The sequence below is a fragment of the Polynucleobacter sp. AP-Latsch-80-C2 genome (assembly GCF_018882185.1).
Taxonomy (GTDB): Bacteria; Pseudomonadota; Gammaproteobacteria; order Burkholderiales; family Burkholderiaceae; genus Polynucleobacter.
Map to the genome: position 1 here is coordinate 174,652 of NZ_JACVOY010000002.1, position 16,989 is coordinate 191,640.

Consider the following 16,989-nt stretch of genomic DNA (forward strand, 5'->3'; position numbering starts at 1 on the left):
ATAAAAAAGCCCGGTATACCGGGCTTTTTTATTGTCTACATTTTTATGTAGAGTCTTAACTCGGCACTAAGCGACGATGACGATGAATACTCATCAAGATGCCCGCACCAAACCCTAGTGTGACCAAGGCAGTGCCCCCGTAACTAATAAAGGGAAGTGGAACGCCAACAACTGGCAGTAGTCCGCTCACCATACCAATATTGACAAAAGCATAAGTAAAAAAGATCAGCGTTACAGAGGCGCCCAATAAGCGAGTAAATAAATTAGGCGCACTTGCTGAGATAGCCAGACCTCTTTTTATCAAGGCAAAAAATAGCGCTAGCAAAATGAGGTTACCTATAAAGCCGAACTCTTCAGAGAAGACGGCAAAGACAAAGTCAGTATGCTTTTCTGGAATAAATTCCAAATGCGCTTGTGTACCTTGAAACCAGCCCTTGCCAAAGAATCCACCAGAGCCAATGGCAATCATCGACTGAATGGTGTGAAAGCCTTTTCCAAGGGGGTCGCTGCTAGGATCTAACAATGTACAAATGCGATGCTTCTGGTAGTCGTGTACGAAAGGCCATACAACATCATGGGCGCAGATGGTGCTGCCAAAAATAATAATGAGAAGAATGCCAATGATACCGATGGCAACAAAAGGCAGAATCCACTTCCAGGGCAAGCCCGCCAGAATGATGACGTAAAGCCCTGCAGCAAAAACAAGCAAGGCAGTGCCAAGGTCTGGTTGACGCGCGATTAAGAAAACCGGGATTGTAAGAATGATTGCAGCAACTGCATAGTCCCAAGTCTTTTGAATGCCTTCACGTTTTTGAAAGTACCAAGCGAGCATCAAAGGCATTGCAATTTTCATGAGCTCAGATGGCTGAATGACAACGCCAACATTAAGCCAGCGACGTGCGCCTTTTTTAATTAACCCAAATGCAGCAACGGCAATGAGTAGCGCCACTCCCAAGCCATAGATCCACACTGCACCCATTTCTAACCACTTTGGTGGAATGCGAGATACGATCCACATGACAACAAATGAAAGCGCAAGATTGCGTAACTCATCAGAAATTTGAACGGGTGTATTTTGGCTGGCTGATAAAAAAGTAAAAAAGCCAACAGCCGCTAAGCCAAGCAGAATAAGGCATAGCTGGCGATCAAGCCCTGAAAATAAGCCATAAAAAAGACTCTTGAATTTTTTTATGGAGCTCTTTTCCATTCAGGAACCTCCTTGGGCCACTTGCCTTCGATATAAAAATCTAAAGCTTTGCGAGCGATTGGTGCAGCATATTGAGCGCCGAAGCCAGCATTCTCTACAACCATCGCAATAACAATAGTGGGTTTTTCTGCGGGCGCGAATGCAATGTATAAAGCATGATCACGCAAAAACTCTGCCGTTGCGCCATGTTTATATTCTTTTGAATTCAAGCTAAAGACTTGGGCTGTACCAGTCTTTCCGCCAACGACATAACCCGTGCCTTTGAACGCGGCGGCAGATGTGCCTGAATTGTTTACTTCAATCATTGCTTTTTTAATGACCTCAATATTTTCTTGGTTGAGATCAATCCGATAACTTTCTTTGGGTGTGGTCAAGGATCGTTTGCGTGTAAATGGATCTTCAATCGCTTTTACTAGGTGCGGCTTCATCACAACGCCATTATTAGCAACGTTTGCCATTGCATGAGCCAATTGCAAAATGGTAAAGGAGTTATATCCCTGGCCAATACCAAGCGAGATTGTTTCGCCTTCATACCATTTTTGTTGCTCTGGCTTCTTGAAAGTATTTTTCTTCCACTCTGTTGAAGGCAATACACCTTTAGATTCACCTTGCAAATCAATACCAGTGATCTGCCCAAGACCTAATGGCTTCATAAAATCATGGATCATGTTCACGCCCATGTCTCTGGCTAACATGTAGTAATAAGTGTCGCAGGATTCAACAATCGACTTTTGCATATCGACTATGCCATGACCGCCTTTTTTATCATCGCGGAAAGTGTGATTACCAAAATCAAAGTAGCCTGGATCAGATATTGTTTGTGAAGGTGTGCGTTTTTTATTTTCTAAAGCAGCCAATGCCATAAATGGCTTATAGGTTGAGCCTGGAGGATAAATGCCTTTGAGTGGACGGTTGTATAGCGGCTTTTGCGGAGAGTCATTTAACTCTTTCCAGGTGACTGAATCGATTCCTTCAACAAAATCATTTGGATTGAAGTTTGGTTTGGAAACGAATGCTAATACATCGCCCGTCTCAGGCTCAATCGCTACGAATGCGCCACGGAAATTTCCATAGAGCTGCTCAACCAAGTATTGCAATTTGATATCAACTGAGAGCACGACATTTTTACCTGGCACTGATGGTGAGCTTGCTAAAGTGCGTACAGGTTTCCCGCCGGCGGTAATTTCCACCTGTTCGTATCCAGGTACGCCACGCAATACGGGCTCGTAACTTTGTTCTAAACCAATTTTTCCTACGTATTGGATACCAGGCAGAAACGAGGCTTGTAATGCGTCGGGATCATCGGTTTTTGCGCCCTCAATTTCGGCATGCATCCGCTCTTTATCCCTTTGAGAGACTCGGCCGATATAGCCTACGAGATGGGAGGCTAACTCGTTGTAGGGGTACTCTCGAAAGCTTCTGGCGCGAATTTCCACCCCTGGAAAGCGGTAGCGATTAGCCATAAACCGAGCTGTTTCTGCTTCAGTGAGCATCGAACGCAGGGGAAACGTGCCCATATTGCGGGAATCTTCCAGAGAGCGCTTGAAATTACGACGATCTCTTGGTGAGATCAGGACAATTTGCGAGAGGTTATCAATCAACTCATCCACATTGCCTTGCACTTCCTCGGCATTGACATCTAAGGTGAGTGCTGAATAATTTCGGCCAATCACGATGCCATTACGGTCAATGATGAGGCCACGGTTTGCGGGAGCTGGAACGAGAGCAATCCGATTGCTCTCAGCTAATAGGTGATATTTGTTATGGCTGACAAGTTGAAGCCAAGCTAAGCGAGTGACTAACAGTAAAAAGCAAACTGTGACAAATAGCGTCGCAATATGAATACGCTCTTGAAACGTATTAAGGTTAGGTTTTTTAAAAGAAACCATGCCGCTTCTTAGAGTGGTCGATTGTGATCAACGTCTATTGGACGGCGCTGTGGAGCGAGCAACAAGCGCGTGGCTATGGGCCACAGAAGCGCCTCGATGATTGCCTGAATACCGCCCGTCAAGCCCCACCAGTAAAGGGATCCGCTGAGTAGCCAGTGTACCAATACCGGAAATAAAGAGACCAATAAAAAGATTGGCAGCAAGTGAAGTGCTTGTGATGGCACGGTTAGCGCAACGATGCGGCGATGCCATGATACGGCAATGTAGGAGACGAGTGAGTAACAAAATGCATGAAGCCCAAGCAAATCTGAATTGTGTACATCCATCATGAGGCCCAAGATGAATGCTGTGAAGACGTTAACGTAACGATGCTGGTGAATATTCCAAAACACGATGCATAAAATCAACCAATCGGGTACCCAACCATAATTACCTATGGGAAGTAGATTGAGCAGTAATGCGCAAAACAAACTGAAATAGATGAAGACCGGATTAACCGGACGCAGAATATAGCCGCTCTGAAAGTCAATCATTGCATTCCTCGAGCGCGGGTTTGGCGACGTCCGGGAGTGTTGCTTAAAGTTCCGCCGGATTTATTGGTATCAGCGGGGGCTTTAGCATCAAATTTTGGGTCGTATAAAAAGGCTAGGGCCTGACGATAGCGATTAACAGGTGCAATGGGCACACAAAATACATTTGAGGAGTTTTTATCCAGATTGCGCTCAATTTTGCTGATGACGGCCACTGCAAAGCCTGGCGGATATACGCCATCAATGCCCGAGGTCAGCAGGACATCGCCTACCTCTAGATCGCTTGCTACCGGCAAATAGCGTAGTTCCAAGGGATTTCCCCGCCCAGCCCCAAATACTGCGGCCCGCAAGCCGTTTCGGGCAACTTGGACGGGAACAGCAAAGTCACGATCTTCCAGCAGAGATACTTCGGCGGAGTGGTCATAAAGACGAACAACCTGACCGAGAATACCGGCATCGTTTGCGATTGGGTTACCCAGCTTAAGCCCATCTTCACTGCCTCTATTAATGACGATCCGCTGAGAAATAGGATTACTTGGATTAAATAGAATCTCTACTGGCAGTGTTTTAAATGGCACCTGTTTTTGCAGCGACATCAGTTCGCGCAAATTTTGGTTTTCTACCATCAAGAACTCAGATTGGTTCGCAAGCAAAGAGAGTTCGGCTTGACGTACTTTTAATGTTTGATTTTCTTTATCGAGCGTACCGCGCGTTGTGAAATATTCTGTGCTCGATTCGTAAATATTACGAGGCATCATCATGACGTATTCAAGTGGACGCAAGATCCAGTTGACGTTATTACGAATGGGGTCGAGTGCTTTAAAGCGAAAATCGATCAGCATTAGAGCAATGCTGATCGACAGACAGACAATCAGTTTAAGTAAGGCCGGAATGCCCTGTCTGAAAAGTGGTGGAGCGCTATATTGCAATGCCCTGATCGACGTGTATGTCGCTTACTCGTGCGAGAACACTCCGCCTAACTTATCCATGCGCTCTAGTGCAATACCGCAACCACGAGCGACGCAAGTTAATGGATCTTCTGCCACATGAATTGGCAAACCAGTTTCTTCTAGCAAAAGGCGATCAAGGTCGCGCAGTAAGGCGCCCCCGCCTGTGAGCATCATGCCGCGCTCAGCAATATCAGAGGCTAATTCTGGTGGAATTTGCTCGAGAGCTGCTTTCACTGCGGTAACAATTTGATTGAGTGGATCGGTTAATGCTTCCAAAACTTCATTGCTTGTCACAGTGAAGCTACGCGGAATACCCTCGGATAGATTGCGACCTTTTACTTCCATCTCACGCACTTCAGCGCCAGGGAATGCAGAGCCAATAGTCTTCTTAATCAACTCAGCTGTTTGCTCACCAATCAACATGCCGTAGTTGCGACGAATGTAGTTAGTAATGGCTTCATCAAACTTATCGCCACCAACGCGCACGGATCCTTTGTAGACCATGCCACCTAATGACATCACGCCAACTTCAGTTGTGCCGCCACCAATGTCAACCACCATGGAACCGGCAGCTTCCGAAACTGGTAAGCCAGAACCAATTGCAGCAGCCATAGGCTCTTCAATCAAAAATACTTGTGATGCACCAGCGCCTAGGGCGGATTCGCGAATTGCACGACGTTCAACTTGGGTTGATCCACAAGGAACGCAAATAATGATGCGTGGGCTTGGTTTTAAAAGTTTGCTTTCGTGCACAAGTTTGATAAATTGCTTGAGCATTTGTTCGGTGATGGTGAAGTCAGCAATAACACCATCTTTCATAGGGCGAATTGCCTCAATATTTCCAGGAACGCGACCCAACATCGCTTTTGCCTCTTTTCCGACGGCCAGAATGGTTTTTTTGCCATTGGGGCCACCTTCTTGGCGAATTGCCACAACAGACGGCTCATCGAGGACAATACCCCGCTCACGCATGTAAATTAAGGTGTTGGCGGTTCCTAGGTCGATGGCTAGGTCATTGGAAAAGTAGCTGCGGAAAAAACCAAACATGATGTAGTGGGAAAATAGTAGATGTTAATAAAAATATATAGGAATGATACTCCAGCGCCCTATGAAACTTGATGATTTCCAGCGCATTGCGCACCTTTCTAGACTTGAGTTAGATCAGGCAGAAGCTGAGGCAGTTTTGCCTCAGTTGCAGGCTATTTTTTCCCTGGTGAAAGAAATGCAGGCAGTCGATACCAGTGGCTTAGAGCCCCTTGCTCACCCCATCCTATTTTTGCGTGAATTAGCTCAACCCTTGCGGGCTGATCAAGTGACCGAGTCGGATCACCGCGCTGAGAACATGCAATCTGCTCCCGCACAGCAGGACGGATACTTTTTAGTGCCAAAGGTGATTGAATGAGTTGGCATAACACCCCTATCGCTTTAATGGCCAAAGCATTGGCTGCAAAAGAGGTTACTAGTACCGAGCTCACTCAGTACTTTTTAGACCGAATTGAGGCAGGCAAGCGCTGGAATGCTTATCTTGATGTGAATGCTCACTTAAGTTTAGAGCAAGCATCTAAAGCAGATGCTTTGATTTCTACTGGTAAAGCAGGCAAGTTAACCGGCATTCCAGTTGCGCATAAGGATGTCTTCGTAACTCGCGGCTGGAAGTCAACGGCCGCTTCCAAAATCTTGGCTGGCTACCAGAGTCCTTTTGACGCTACTGTGGTTGCTAATTTGGGAATTCCGGATGAATCCAATCCCAATGGCGCCGGCATGGTTTGTCTTGGAAAGACCAATATGGATGAGTTCGCGATGGGCTCCTCCAATGAAAATTCTGCCTATGGGCCAGTCTTAAATCCCTGGAATCCAGAGCATGTGTCTGGTGGATCTTCGGGTGGGTCTGCAGCCGCTGTTGCTGCCGGCTTAGCCCCCATTGCAACCGGTACTGATACGGGCGGCTCAATTCGTCAGCCTTCTGCTTTTTGTGGACTGACCGGCATTAAGCCTAGTTATGGGCGCGTTTCTCGCTACGGCATGATCGCTTATGCCTCTTCGCTGGATCAAGCAGGCCCGATGGGTAAGACGGCTGAAGACTGCGCGCTGTTACTTTCCGCAATGTCTTCACATGATCCACGCGATTCGACTTCTTTGGCCGATTCAGGGGAAGACTACGGTCGATACCTCAATCAGCATTGGCAAGAAGGCAATGCAAATTCAGCAAAGCCATTAGCAGGATTGCGCGTTGGTTTGCCAAAAGAATTTTTTGCTGAAGGTTTGGCAAGTGATGTTGCGAACTCCGTTAATGCGGCAGCTAAGTTGCTCGAAAATTTAGGAGCAAGCTTGGTAGAGGTGAGTTTGCCCAAAACAAAGTTGTCTATTCCGGTGTATTACGTTTTAGCTCCAGCCGAAGCCTCTAGTAATTTAAGTCGTTTTGATGGTGTACGTTACGGACATCGTGCAAATGAATACAAAGACCTTGGTGATATGTATCAGAAGTCTCGCACCGAAGGTTTTGGTGCCGAGGTGAGACGCCGAATTTTGATTGGTACTTATGTGCTCTGCCATGGTTACTATGATGCTTACTATTTGCAAGCTCAAAAAATTCGTCGCATTATTGCGGCAGATTTTCAAGCTGCATTTAAAGAGTGTGACGTCATCCTTGGCCCTGTGGCACCTGATGTGGCCTGGCGCCTGGGGGAGAAATCAAAAGATCCAGTGCAAATGTATTTAGAAGATATTTATACGCTGTCGACTAATTTGGCAGGCCTGCCTGCAATGAGTGTGCCGTGCGGATTTAGTTCTAATAATCTACCCATCGGAATGCAATTGATTGGTAATTATTTTTCTGAAGCCCGCTTATTGCAAGTAGCGCATCAATATCAGCAAGCCTGTGATTGGCATTTGCGAGAAGCCGGCGGGGTGGCATGATGCAATGGGAAGTCGTTATTGGTCTAGAGACCCACGCACAGTTACAAACGCAATCCAAAATCTTTAGTGGTGCAAGTACGCGTTTTGGTGCTGAGCCCAATACACAGGCATGCCCAGTCGATTTGGCATTGCCTGGTGTTCTGCCGGTGTTGAATCGTCAGGCAGTAGAGCACGCCATTTGTTTTGGTTTAGCGGTGGGCGCCAAAATTTCACCAGCCAGTATTTTTGCTCGTAAGAATTATTTTTACCCTGATCTGCCCAAGGGATATCAAATCAGTCAGATGGAGTTGCCGATTGTGGTTGGCGGCCATGTTGAGATTCTGGTTGGCGATGAAGTTAAGGTTGTTGAATTGACTCGTGCGCATATGGAAGAGGATGCCGGCAAGTCAGTCCATGAGGAGGGCTTTTTGGGTCCTCATGGTGAAGCATCTAGCGGCATTGATTTGAATAGAGCTGGCACGCCCTTACTGGAAATCGTCACTGAGCCTGTCATGCGCAGTGCTGCAGAAGCGGTTGCTTATGCAAAGGCGCTGCATACCTTGGTAGTTTGGTTGGGTGTGTGTGACGGTAATATGCAAGAGGGCTCTTTCCGCTGTGATGCGAACGTCTCTGTTAGACCAGTGGGTCAAGCAGAATTTGGTACCCGTTGCGAAATTAAGAACTTGAACTCTTTCCGCTTTTTGGAAGAAGCCATTCAATATGAAGTGCGCCGCCAAATTGAATTAATTGAAGATGGCGGCACTGTTGTGCAAGAGACGCGCCTATACGATCCTGATCGCGGGGAAACTCGCAGTATGCGTAGCAAAGAAGATGCTAATGACTATCGCTACTTCCCGGATCCAGATTTGCTGCCAGTGGTTATTGATGATGCGTGGATTACTAAGGTTCGCAGTCAGATGCCAACACTACCAGCTCAGCTGCGCGAGCAATGGCAAAGTGAGATTGGCCTCAGTGCATACGACGCGCAGTTATTGACACAAGATCGTGATATTGCTCAAGTATTTGAAGCGCTCCTAGCGATTGTTGGTAAGCCATTGGCAAAGGCAGCGGCCAATTTGATTGCTGGTGAATTTGCTTCTGCTGTCAATCGTGCTGGTATGGCCACTGCAGACGCCCCGCTAACGGCGGAGCATTTAGCACCCTTGCTAACCCGCGTTGCGGACGGCACCATCTCTAACAAGATTGCTAAAGATATCTTTGCGATTCTTTGGGATGAGGCCTTGGCTGGAAAAGCGATTAGTACTGTCGATCAAATTATTGACACCAAAGGACTCAAGCAGATTAGCGATAGCGGCGCCTTAGAGGCCATCATTGATCAAGTGCTTGCTGCTAATCAGAAATCGGTCGAAGAGTTCCGCTCAGGCAAAGAAAAAGCTTTCAATGCTTTGGTGGGTCAAATCATGAAAGCTTCTCAAGGCAAGGCAAACCCTGGCCAAGTTAATGAACTATTACGTAAGAAATTGGGTTGATGCAGTTCAATACAAAATTCAAGAAAGAAATAGATGAGCGCAATTGATCCAAAGCAGGCCGAACAAGAAGAATTAGTTGCAGAGTGGTTACGTTCTACCCCCGGGTTCTTTGAGCGCTATGCCGATCTGTTTAATGAAATTCGGATTAAGCATCCACATGAAGATCGTGCCATTTCTTTACAAGAGCGTCAGATGACGGTGCTTCGTACCCAAAACCAAGAACTTAATCGCCGCTTAAGCGAGATGTTGCACTTTGGTAGTCGTAACGACAAGACCCAACAAAGCTTAGTCGCCTGGCTTATGCGCCTGATGAAGGCCAATAACAAGGCAGACGTTGAGGCGGCGATTACTGCTGGTTTGGCCGAAGTATTTGAAGTGGAAGCAGCGCAATTACTTTCTCCGAACTCTGCTTTTGGTCCATGGATTGATACGCCGCTGTGCGGTTCTGGAAAAGAGCTGGCCGCTGCCAGCGTTGATTTATTGGCAAGCCAAACTACGATTGATCCCGAGTGGCAAAGTATGGTGGCGATTGGCTTACCTCTAGGTAAAAGCATTAGCGTCAATCAGTCTCCGGCGGTGCTATTGCTAGCCAGTAAAGATGAGACACGCTTTACTGCTGATATGGGCGCATTCTATTTACGTCAGATTGCTGAACTCACCGCCGCAGCTTTGGATCGTATCCAAGCTTATGAAATTACAGTCAACTGATTTACATCCCCTCGTGCAAGAGTATTTGCATGAGCTGCACGTATTGCGCCAGCTTTCAAAGCACACGTTGTCCGCATATCAATTAGATTTGAGCGAACTGCAACAGTTTGCCGAAGAAGACTCCATCGAATTATTAAAGGTAAGTAATGGGCATGTGCGTCGTTGGGCTGGCCGCTTACATTCCAAAGGCAAGTCATCTCGCAGCATTGCAAGAGCGCTTTCTGCATGGCGCGGTTGGTATTCATGGTTGACTGAAAAAGATGCGCGCAGGGATGCTCGCGCTGGCAAAGTGGCAAGCAATCTCATTGCTAATCCAGTGGATGATGTGAAGGCGCCAAAGCGCCTCAAGTCGCTACCAAAGGCGCTTTCTGTTGAGCAAGCATTGTCTTTGGTGAATCAGGCCGTTAAAGAAGCGGAAGAGAAAAAAGATCTGGAGTCCATTCGAGATGCAGCGATTATTGACTTGCTGTATTCCTCAGGACTGCGTTTATCTGAGCTGCTGGGAATTGATGTCATGCAAAGCAAAGACCGTCAGCAGGAATCGGCTGGCTGGTTAGATTGGGATGCTGCGGAAGTGACTGTTTTAGGTAAGGGCGGCAAAAGGCGCTCGGTTCCGGTTGGGGCGCCTGCCATGAAATCGCTTCTGGCATGGCGGGAGCTGCGAGATAAAGGTGCTTATCCTGAACACTCTATAGGCTTGTTTCTATCCGCCACAGGCAAACGCCTCTCGCCACGTACCGTTCAGGCGCGCTTGCGGACCTTGGCTATGCGTGCAGGCCTACCCACCCATGTACACCCGCACATGATGCGTCATAGCTTTGCCAGCCATGTTTTGCAGTCTTCTCAGGACTTGCGGGCAGTTCAGGAAATGCTGGGGCATGCCAGTATTGCCAGCACCCAGATTTATACCTCCCTGGATTTTCAGCATCTAGCCCAGGCATACGATAAAGCGCATCCACGCGCAAAGGCTGGCAAAGGCTGAGGAACTCGGTAAGATATAAGGTTTCCCGCTTTGGGATTGCATTACTTCTAGATTTTGATTGGATCATTGATGGCATTAATTCCGGTAACCATTTTGACGGGCTTTTTAGGAAGCGGTAAAACCACTTTGTTAAAGCACATTCTTACCGAAGAGCATGGCAAAAAAATTGCTGTGATTGAAAACGAATTTGGTGAAGAAAATATTGATAACGATATTTTGGTTCAAGACAATCAAGAGAATATTGTGCAGATGAGCAATGGCTGTATCTGCTGCACGATTCGAGGTGATTTAGTTGAGGCGCTGAATGAGCTATGGGAGCAGCGCAAAGACAAGAAGATTAGTTTTGATCGCGTGGTGATTGAAACAACGGGAGTTGCTAATCCAGGCCCAGTCGCACAAACTTTCTTTATGGATGATGACGTTGCGGATCACTATGTCTTGGATGCCGTGGTTACTTTAGTAGATGCTAAGCATGGCCCCCAGCAACTTACGGAGCATGAAGAGGCTCAGCGCCAAGTAGCCTTTGCCGACCAAATTTTTATTACCAAGACAGATTTAGTTACGCCTGTGGAAGTAGAAGCTTTGCGCAGCCGTCTCATGCACATGAACCCAAGAGCACCCATTACTGGAATTTCGAAAGGCGTAGTGCCTTTAAATGCAGTTCTGGACCTCAAGGGATTTAATCTCAATGCCAAGTTAGATATTGATCCGCATTTCTTGGAGCAAGATGATCACGACCATAGTCATGATCACGACCACAGCACTTGTGGCCACGATCATAGCCATGACCATCATCATGGTCATGCAGGGCATACGGATCGTATTCAATCCTTTGTTTTTCGTAGTGATAAACCCTTTGATCATAAAAAATTGGAAGATTTTTTAGGGGGCATTTTGGAGGTCTTTGGAGAGAAGATGCTGCGTTACAAAGGGGTGCTCTATGTGAAGGGTAGCAACCGAAAAGTGGTCTTCCAGGGGGTCCATCAGATGATGGGCAGCGATTTAGCTGGTCCATGGGGTACTGAACCCAAGCAAACCCGGATGGTGTTTATTGGCATTGATTTGCCTAAGGACACCTTGCTGGCAGGGCTTGAGGGCTGTTTGGCCTAGCAAGATTCGGGTACAATCCGCCGCCATGGCCAATATTGCGAAATCTTGAAGAATATTGGTTGAAGGGCAGCAAAACTTTGGCAGAATGGGGCAATAATGCTTCAAACCCAGGAAAGAATGAAATGACGGTAAAAACAGCAACAAAACCAGCAGCAGCTCCAAAAGCTAGCAGCAAGACTGCAAGCGCTAAGGTCCCAAAGGGTGCGCCTTTAACTGAAGCTGAATTGCTCAAGATGTCCGACAAGGACTACATGAATGCTGCGCAGTTGGATTTTTTCCGTCAAAAGCTGTTAACGCTGAAAAATGACATTCTCAAAAATGCATCGGAAACTACTGAGCATCTGCGTGAAAATATTTTGGTTCCTGATCCTGCGGATCGCGCAACGATTGAAGAAGAGCATGCATTGGAATTGCGTACTCGTGATCGTGAACGCAAGCTCCTGAAAAAAGTTGAGCAAGCCTTAGCGCGTATTGAATCCAGCGACTATGGTTGGTGCGAAGAAACTGGCGAGCCGATCGGCTTGAACCGTTTAATTGCAAGGCCTACAGCCAATTTATCTCTTGAGGCTCAAGAGCGTCGCGAACTCCGTCAAAAATTATTTGGCGAATAAATTTTAAGCTGCAATGACTAAGCCTTTACCTACCATTAGTGATATCTCGCCTTTATTAAAGGCGGAGATTCTTGCCGAGGCTTTGCCTTATATTCGCTCGTATCACGGCAAGACAATTGTGATCAAGTACGGCGGAAACGCTATGGTCGAAGAGCGCCTGAAAGAAAGTTTTGCGCGCGATGTCATTTTGCTCAAGCTCGTTGGTATGAATCCAGTAGTAGTTCATGGCGGCGGTCCGCAAATTGATGAAGCGCTCAAAAAGATTGGCAAGGCTGGTACTTTTATTCAGGGCATGCGCGTCACCGATGAAGAAACCATGGAGGTTGTTGAGTGGGTTCTCGGTGGTGAAGTGCAGCAAGACATTGTGATGTTGATTAACCACTTTGGTGGTCAGGCTGTTGGCTTGACTGGTAAAGATGGTGGCTTGATTCGCGCCAAGAAAATGTTGGTTCCGGATGATAAGCAGCCAGGCAAGATGATTGACTTAGGGTTTGTTGGCGAGATTGAGGCAATTAATCCAGCGGTTGTTAAGGCATTACAAGACGACGCTTTTATTCCGGTGATCTCCCCGATTGGATTTAGCGAAGAGGGTCAGGCCTTCAATATCAATGCAGACTTGGTTGCTGGCAAGATGGCTGAAATTTTGCATGCTGAAAAATTGGTCATGATGACCAATATTCCTGGTGTGATGGATAAAAATGGCACGCTGTTGACTGACTTAACAGCGCGCGAGATTGATGGCCTATTTGCCGACGGTACGATTTCAGGCGGCATGTTGCCTAAGATTTCATCCGCTTTGGATGCGGCAAAAAGTGGCGTTAATTCCGTGCATATCATTGATGGCCGAATTGAACATTCTTTATTGCTTGAGATTTTGACCGAGCAAGCATTTGGAACGATGATTCGTTCAAGATAATTGGGGACTATGCGCGATTCTTTAGAGACTACAGATGTTGATGGCGGTAGTGCGGATGCAGGTAAGACGCGCAAGCGCCCGCGTCCTGGCGAACGCCGTCTACAAATTCTGCAAGTCCTCGCTGAGATGCTCCAAAACCCAAAGGGCGAGCGCGTTACAACTGCTGCCTTAGCAGCCAAAATTCAAGTATCAGAAGCAGCGCTCTATCGACACTTTGCCAGTAAAGCGCAAATGTTTGAAGGCTTGATTTCTTTTATTGAGCAAACAGTTTTTGGTTTAATTAATCAAATCAATCAAAAAGAAGAATCAGGACTCGCACAAGCGCGCGGTATTTTGCAGATGCTCTTATTCTTTGCTGAAAAAAATCCCGGCATGACACGTGTTCTCTTGGGTGATGCTTTGCTGCAAGAGGATGATCGTTTGCAAGAGCGCATCACCCAGGTCCTGGACCGCGTAGAGGCTTCGCTGAAGCAAGCATTACGTATCGCTCAGACCCAAGGCGGTGTATGGGCTCAGCTAGGTCAAGAAGAAGTGAGCATTCGTGCTGCCATGTTGATGAGTTTTGTTTTGGGTCGTTGGCATCGCTTTGCTCGCAGTGGTTTCAAAAAGTTGCCAACAGAAGCCTCTGATATTAGTTTGCGCATCCTTCTCTCAGAATGAGCGAGCTACATCTCTCTAGAAATACGATCCATTTTGCCGAGCCACTTCCTTTGCAGAGTGGCGCCATCTTGTCTGGCTATGATTTAGTCATCGAAACTTACGGCAAATTAAATGCCGATAAAAGTAACGCCGTCTTAATTTGCCACGCATTAAATGCGTCGCATCATGTTGCCGGTCCAAGCCCTGAAGATCCAGAAGATATCGGCTGGTGGGACAACATGATTGGTCCTGGCAAGCCAGTCGACACCAATCATTTCTTTGTCATTGGCGTTAATAACTTGGGCTCTTGCTTTGGATCTACTGGCCCCATGAGTATTAATCCGGCATCGGGCAAACCTTACGGCGCGGACTTTCCAGTGGTGACCGTCGAAGACTGGGTCAATACGCAGGCCCGCCTGGCGGATAAATTAGGTATTCGAAAGTTTTCTGCTGTCATGGGTGGAAGCTTGGGCGGTATGCAGGCAATGGCTTGGGCTATCCAGTTTCCGAAGCGCTTGGAGCATTGTGTGGTTATAGCATCAACCCCGAGATTGAGTGCGCAAAATATTGCTTTCAATGAAGTGGCGCGTAACGCCATTTTGTCTGACCCTGATTTTCATGGTGGCAATTACTACGAGCATGGTGTTGTGCCAAAGCGTGGCCTGCGCTTAGCACGTATGGTGGGTCATATCACCTACTTATCAGATGATGATATGGCCGAGAAATTTGGGCGCGAGTTGCAGCGTCCTCATGGTGAGTCCAACGACTATCGATTTAGTTTTGATGTGGAGTTTGAAGTAGAAAGCTACTTACGTCATCAAGGCGACAAGTTTTCAACCTACTTCGATGCCAATACTTATCTGCTGATTACGCGCGCACTGGATTATTTTGATCCAGCACGCCGCTATGAGGGTAGTTTGAATCGAGCCTTGGCCGAAGTCCAGGCGAAATTTTTAGTGGTGAGTTTTTCTACCGACTGGCGTTTTCCGCCAAACCGTAGTCGCGAGATTGTGCAATCTTTGCTGAGCAATAAGAGCGAAGTAAGTTATGCAGAAATTGATGCGCCACATGGACATGATGCTTTCTTATTGGATGATCCGAGATATCACAATTTGATCCGTGCCTATTTTGAAAAAATGCTTGAGGCGCAATCATGACAGTGATGACTCAACGCGCAGACTTTGCAGCTATAGCCAATTGGATTGCACCTGATTGTCAGGTCTTGGATTTGGGCTGTGGCGATGGTAGCTTTTTAGAGTTCTTGCAAAAACAAAAACCAGTGCATGCCTATGGTGTAGAGATCGACGATGCGCGAGTATTGTCATGCGTACAAAAAGGTTTAAATGTTATCCAGCAAGACTTAGAGGGTGGTCTAGCGCTGTTTGAAGACAACAGTTTTGATACGGTTGTTCTATCTCAAACTCTGCAGACTATTCATCAAACTGAAAAGATCTTGCGTGAAGTTGTGCGCGTTGGAAAAGAGTCGATTGTGTCTTTTCCGAATTTTGGTCATTGGTCGCATCGTTTGGCAGTGAGCTTGGGTCGTATGCCCGTCTCTAAAAGCTTGCCATACCAGTGGTACAACACACCTAACGTGCGCGTCTTAACGGTTGCTGACTTTGAAAAGCTTGCCTCCAGTATTGGATTAAAAATCGTAGACCAATGCATCTTGCATGAGGGTCGACAAGTGACCTTGTTGCCGAACTTCTTTGGTAGCTTGGCACTGTTTCGCGTTCGCCGTGCCTAAAGCCATTCGTTCTTGGCTGAGTGATTTTCGGGTTTACCTCGAATGGCCTTGTCTGCGAATGTTGTTTCTGGGTTTTTCTGCAGGCCTCCCGCTTTTGCTGATTTTAGGAACTTTGAGTTTTTGGCTGCGTGAGGCTGGGATTGATCGCAGCACCATTGGATATCTCACCTGGGTAGGCTTGATCTATGCCTTCAAGTGGATGTGGGCGCCCCTGGTAGACCGCTTACAAATTCCTTTATTAACCAAGTTGCTCGGCCGTCGGCGCAGTTGGTTGCTCTTTGCTCAGGCACTCATCATTATTGGTCTTGTGGGGATGTCTAGTGTTGATCCAAAGCAAGCTCTTAATGCGGTCGTATGGTGCGCACTATTGGTGGCATTTGGATCGGCCACGCAAGATATTGCCTTGGATGCTTTTCGGATTGAGTCTGCTAATAGTGATCATCAGGCAGCTCTGGCGGCAACCTATCAAACGGGTTATCGCTTGGCGCTCATCTGGGCTGGCGCTGGTGTTCTCTGGTTAGCGGCTCGTGCTGAAACTGGTTCAGGATCTTATGAAGCAAGTGCTTGGCAGTTTGCCTATCTTTGTATGGCAGCTTCCATCGGTGTTGGCGTACTCACTACGCTATTGAGTAAAGAGCCTATTCGAGTTGAGTTGCCTAAGGCCCGCAATGCTAAGGCCTGGATACATCAAACCCTGATTGAGCCCTTCGCAGAATTTATTCAGCGCTATCGTTGGCATGCTGTTTTGATTTTGTCTTTGATTGCGGTCTATCGCATTAGCGATGTTGTGATGGGCATCATGGCTAACCCCTTTTATGTCGACATGGGCTACACCAAAGATGAAGTTGCTGCGGTAAGTAAAGTGTTTGGTGTCATCATGACTTTAGTTGGCGCATTTATTGGTGGCGTCTTAACGTTACGATTTGGCGTCTTGAGAATTTTGTTCCTTGGAGCAATTCTGTCAGCCGTCAGCAATGTATTATTTGCTTGGTTAGCAACCCAAGGCCATGATTTGCACGGCTTGATTTGGGTAATCTCTGCTGACAACCTCAGCTCAGGTATAGCTAGCGCGGCTTTTATTGCCTTCTTGTCGGCGTTGACGAATATCCGTTACTCCGCAACGCAATACGCATTATTTAGCTCCATGATGCTCTTGCTGCCTAAATGGCTTGCGGGCTTCTCAGGGGTATTTGTAGATTCATTTGGATACCCTGCATTCTTCTACGGCACTGCCATCATTGGTGCACCAGTACTGCTATTGATCTGGGCAACGATTCATTTCAAAGTCGTGCAGATCAAATCCGCAGCAGACTAA

17 protein-coding genes are annotated in these 16,989 nt (G+C 47.0%); 12 read left to right on the top strand and 5 right to left on the bottom strand.

What is annotated here, in order from left to right:
* Nucleotides 1-55: 55 nt before the first annotated feature.
* The 5 genes from rodA to ICN47_RS03355 are packed head-to-tail and all read right to left on the bottom strand — an operon-like array spanning nt 56 to nt 5,623.
* The gene (rodA, locus tag ICN47_RS03335; protein ID WP_216218447.1) at nt 56-1,207 is read right to left on the bottom strand and encodes a rod shape-determining protein RodA; all 1,152 of its coding nucleotides are present in this window, start codon (nt 1,205-1,207) and stop codon (nt 56-58) included.
* Nucleotides 1,189-3,096 carry a penicillin-binding protein 2 gene (mrdA, locus tag ICN47_RS03340; protein ID WP_216218448.1) on the bottom strand — a complete coding sequence of 636 codons (1,908 nt, stop codon included), beginning with the start codon at nt 3,094-3,096 and terminating at the stop codon, nt 1,189-1,191. The genes rodA and mrdA overlap by 19 nt, the downstream gene beginning before the upstream one ends.
* Before the next feature lie 8 nt (nt 3,097-3,104).
* Complete coding sequence (gene mreD / locus ICN47_RS03345; protein ID WP_216218449.1) at nt 3,105-3,629, bottom strand: rod shape-determining protein MreD; 525 nt, start codon at nt 3,627-3,629, stop codon at nt 3,105-3,107.
* Nucleotides 3,626-4,555, bottom strand: a complete 930-nt coding sequence (mreC, locus tag ICN47_RS03350; protein WP_216218450.1) for a rod shape-determining protein MreC — start codon at nt 4,553-4,555, stop codon at nt 3,626-3,628. The genes mreD and mreC overlap by 4 nt, the downstream gene beginning before the upstream one ends.
* A 24-nt stretch (nt 4,556-4,579) precedes the next feature.
* Entirely contained in the window at nt 4,580-5,623 is a 1,044-nt protein-coding gene (locus tag ICN47_RS03355) for a rod shape-determining protein (RefSeq protein ID WP_011903855.1), read from the bottom strand.
* Nucleotides 5,624-5,684: 61 nt separating this feature from the next.
* Between ICN47_RS03355 and gatC the strand changes: the two genes are divergently transcribed.
* The 12 genes from gatC to ICN47_RS03415 all read left to right on the top strand — a co-directional run bounded on the left by gatC (nt 5,685) and on the right by ICN47_RS03415 (nt 16,989).
* The gene (gene gatC / locus ICN47_RS03360; protein ID WP_216218451.1) at nt 5,685-5,978 is read left to right on the top strand and encodes an Asp-tRNA(Asn)/Glu-tRNA(Gln) amidotransferase subunit GatC; all 294 of its coding nucleotides are present in this window, start codon (nt 5,685-5,687) and stop codon (nt 5,976-5,978) included.
* The gene (gene gatA, locus ICN47_RS03365; RefSeq protein ID WP_216218452.1) at nt 5,975-7,492 is read left to right on the top strand and encodes an Asp-tRNA(Asn)/Glu-tRNA(Gln) amidotransferase subunit GatA; all 1,518 of its coding nucleotides are present in this window, start codon (nt 5,975-5,977) and stop codon (nt 7,490-7,492) included. Before gatC ends, gatA begins: the two co-directional genes overlap by 4 nt.
* Nucleotides 7,492-8,961, top strand: coding sequence for an Asp-tRNA(Asn)/Glu-tRNA(Gln) amidotransferase subunit GatB (gatB, locus tag ICN47_RS03370; RefSeq protein ID WP_216218655.1), 1,470 nt, complete (start codon nt 7,492-7,494; stop codon nt 8,959-8,961). The genes gatA and gatB overlap by 1 nt, the downstream gene beginning before the upstream one ends.
* Nucleotides 8,962-8,994: 33 nt before the next feature.
* Nucleotides 8,995-9,669 carry a DUF484 family protein gene (locus ICN47_RS03375; RefSeq protein ID WP_216218453.1) on the top strand — a complete coding sequence of 225 codons (675 nt, stop codon included), beginning with the start codon at nt 8,995-8,997 and terminating at the stop codon, nt 9,667-9,669.
* Nucleotides 9,650-10,651, top strand: a complete 1,002-nt coding sequence (locus ICN47_RS03380) for a tyrosine recombinase XerC (protein WP_216218454.1) — start codon at nt 9,650-9,652, stop codon at nt 10,649-10,651. The genes ICN47_RS03375 and ICN47_RS03380 overlap by 20 nt, the downstream gene beginning before the upstream one ends.
* A gap of 66 nt (nt 10,652-10,717) precedes the next feature.
* Nucleotides 10,718-11,761, top strand: coding sequence for a GTP-binding protein (locus ICN47_RS03385; RefSeq protein ID WP_216218656.1), 1,044 nt, complete (start codon nt 10,718-10,720; stop codon nt 11,759-11,761).
* Between the two features lie 233 nt (nt 11,762-11,994).
* Complete coding sequence (dksA, locus tag ICN47_RS03390; RefSeq protein ID WP_216218657.1) at nt 11,995-12,372, top strand: RNA polymerase-binding protein DksA; 378 nt, start codon at nt 11,995-11,997, stop codon at nt 12,370-12,372.
* A gap of 13 nt (nt 12,373-12,385) precedes the next feature.
* Nucleotides 12,386-13,288, top strand: coding sequence for an acetylglutamate kinase (argB, locus tag ICN47_RS03395; protein WP_216218455.1), 903 nt, complete (start codon nt 12,386-12,388; stop codon nt 13,286-13,288).
* A 9-nt stretch (nt 13,289-13,297) separates the two neighbouring features.
* Nucleotides 13,298-13,948: a nucleoid occlusion factor SlmA gene (gene slmA, locus ICN47_RS03400; RefSeq protein ID WP_216218456.1), complete on the top strand. Its 651-nt coding sequence runs from the start codon at nt 13,298-13,300 to the stop codon at nt 13,946-13,948.
* A complete protein-coding gene (locus ICN47_RS03405) occupies nt 13,945-15,084 on the top strand; it encodes a homoserine O-acetyltransferase (protein WP_216218457.1) in 1,140 nt (379 codons plus the stop codon). Before slmA ends, ICN47_RS03405 begins: the two co-directional genes overlap by 4 nt.
* Complete coding sequence (gene metW, locus ICN47_RS03410) at nt 15,081-15,674, top strand: methionine biosynthesis protein MetW (protein ID WP_216218458.1); 594 nt, start codon at nt 15,081-15,083, stop codon at nt 15,672-15,674. The genes ICN47_RS03405 and metW overlap by 4 nt, the downstream gene beginning before the upstream one ends.
* Complete coding sequence (locus ICN47_RS03415; RefSeq protein WP_370626248.1) at nt 15,637-16,989, top strand: MFS transporter; 1,353 nt, start codon at nt 15,637-15,639, stop codon at nt 16,987-16,989. Before metW ends, ICN47_RS03415 begins: the two co-directional genes overlap by 38 nt.

Excerpts from the sequence above, each read along its gene's own strand:
- ICN47_RS03355 (WP_011903855.1), bottom strand. The coding sequence starts at position 5,623 with ATGTTTGGTTTTTTCCGCAGCTACTTTTCCAATGACCTAGCCATCGAC.
- gatC (WP_216218451.1), top strand. The coding sequence starts at position 5,685 with ATGAAACTTGATGATTTCCAGCGCATTGCGCACCTTTCTAGACTTGAG.
- argB (WP_216218455.1), top strand. The coding sequence starts at position 12,386 with ATGACTAAGCCTTTACCTACCATTAGTGATATCTCGCCTTTATTAAAG.
- mrdA (WP_216218448.1), bottom strand. The coding sequence starts at position 3,096 with ATGGTTTCTTTTAAAAAACCTAACCTTAATACGTTTCAAGAGCGTATT.
- slmA (WP_216218456.1), top strand. The coding sequence starts at position 13,298 with ATGCGCGATTCTTTAGAGACTACAGATGTTGATGGCGGTAGTGCGGAT.
- metW (WP_216218458.1), top strand. The coding sequence starts at position 15,081 with ATGACAGTGATGACTCAACGCGCAGACTTTGCAGCTATAGCCAATTGG.
- gatA (WP_216218452.1), top strand. The coding sequence starts at position 5,975 with ATGAGTTGGCATAACACCCCTATCGCTTTAATGGCCAAAGCATTGGCT.
- mreD (WP_216218449.1), bottom strand. The coding sequence starts at position 3,629 with ATGATTGACTTTCAGAGCGGCTATATTCTGCGTCCGGTTAATCCGGTC.
- gatB (WP_216218655.1), top strand. The coding sequence starts at position 7,492 with ATGCAATGGGAAGTCGTTATTGGTCTAGAGACCCACGCACAGTTACAA.
- ICN47_RS03375 (WP_216218453.1), top strand. The coding sequence starts at position 8,995 with ATGAGCGCAATTGATCCAAAGCAGGCCGAACAAGAAGAATTAGTTGCA.
- ICN47_RS03380 (WP_216218454.1), top strand. The coding sequence starts at position 9,650 with ATGAAATTACAGTCAACTGATTTACATCCCCTCGTGCAAGAGTATTTG.
- rodA (WP_216218447.1), bottom strand. The coding sequence starts at position 1,207 with ATGGAAAAGAGCTCCATAAAAAAATTCAAGAGTCTTTTTTATGGCTTA.
- dksA (WP_216218657.1), top strand. The coding sequence starts at position 11,995 with ATGTCCGACAAGGACTACATGAATGCTGCGCAGTTGGATTTTTTCCGT.
- ICN47_RS03405 (WP_216218457.1), top strand. The coding sequence starts at position 13,945 with ATGAGCGAGCTACATCTCTCTAGAAATACGATCCATTTTGCCGAGCCA.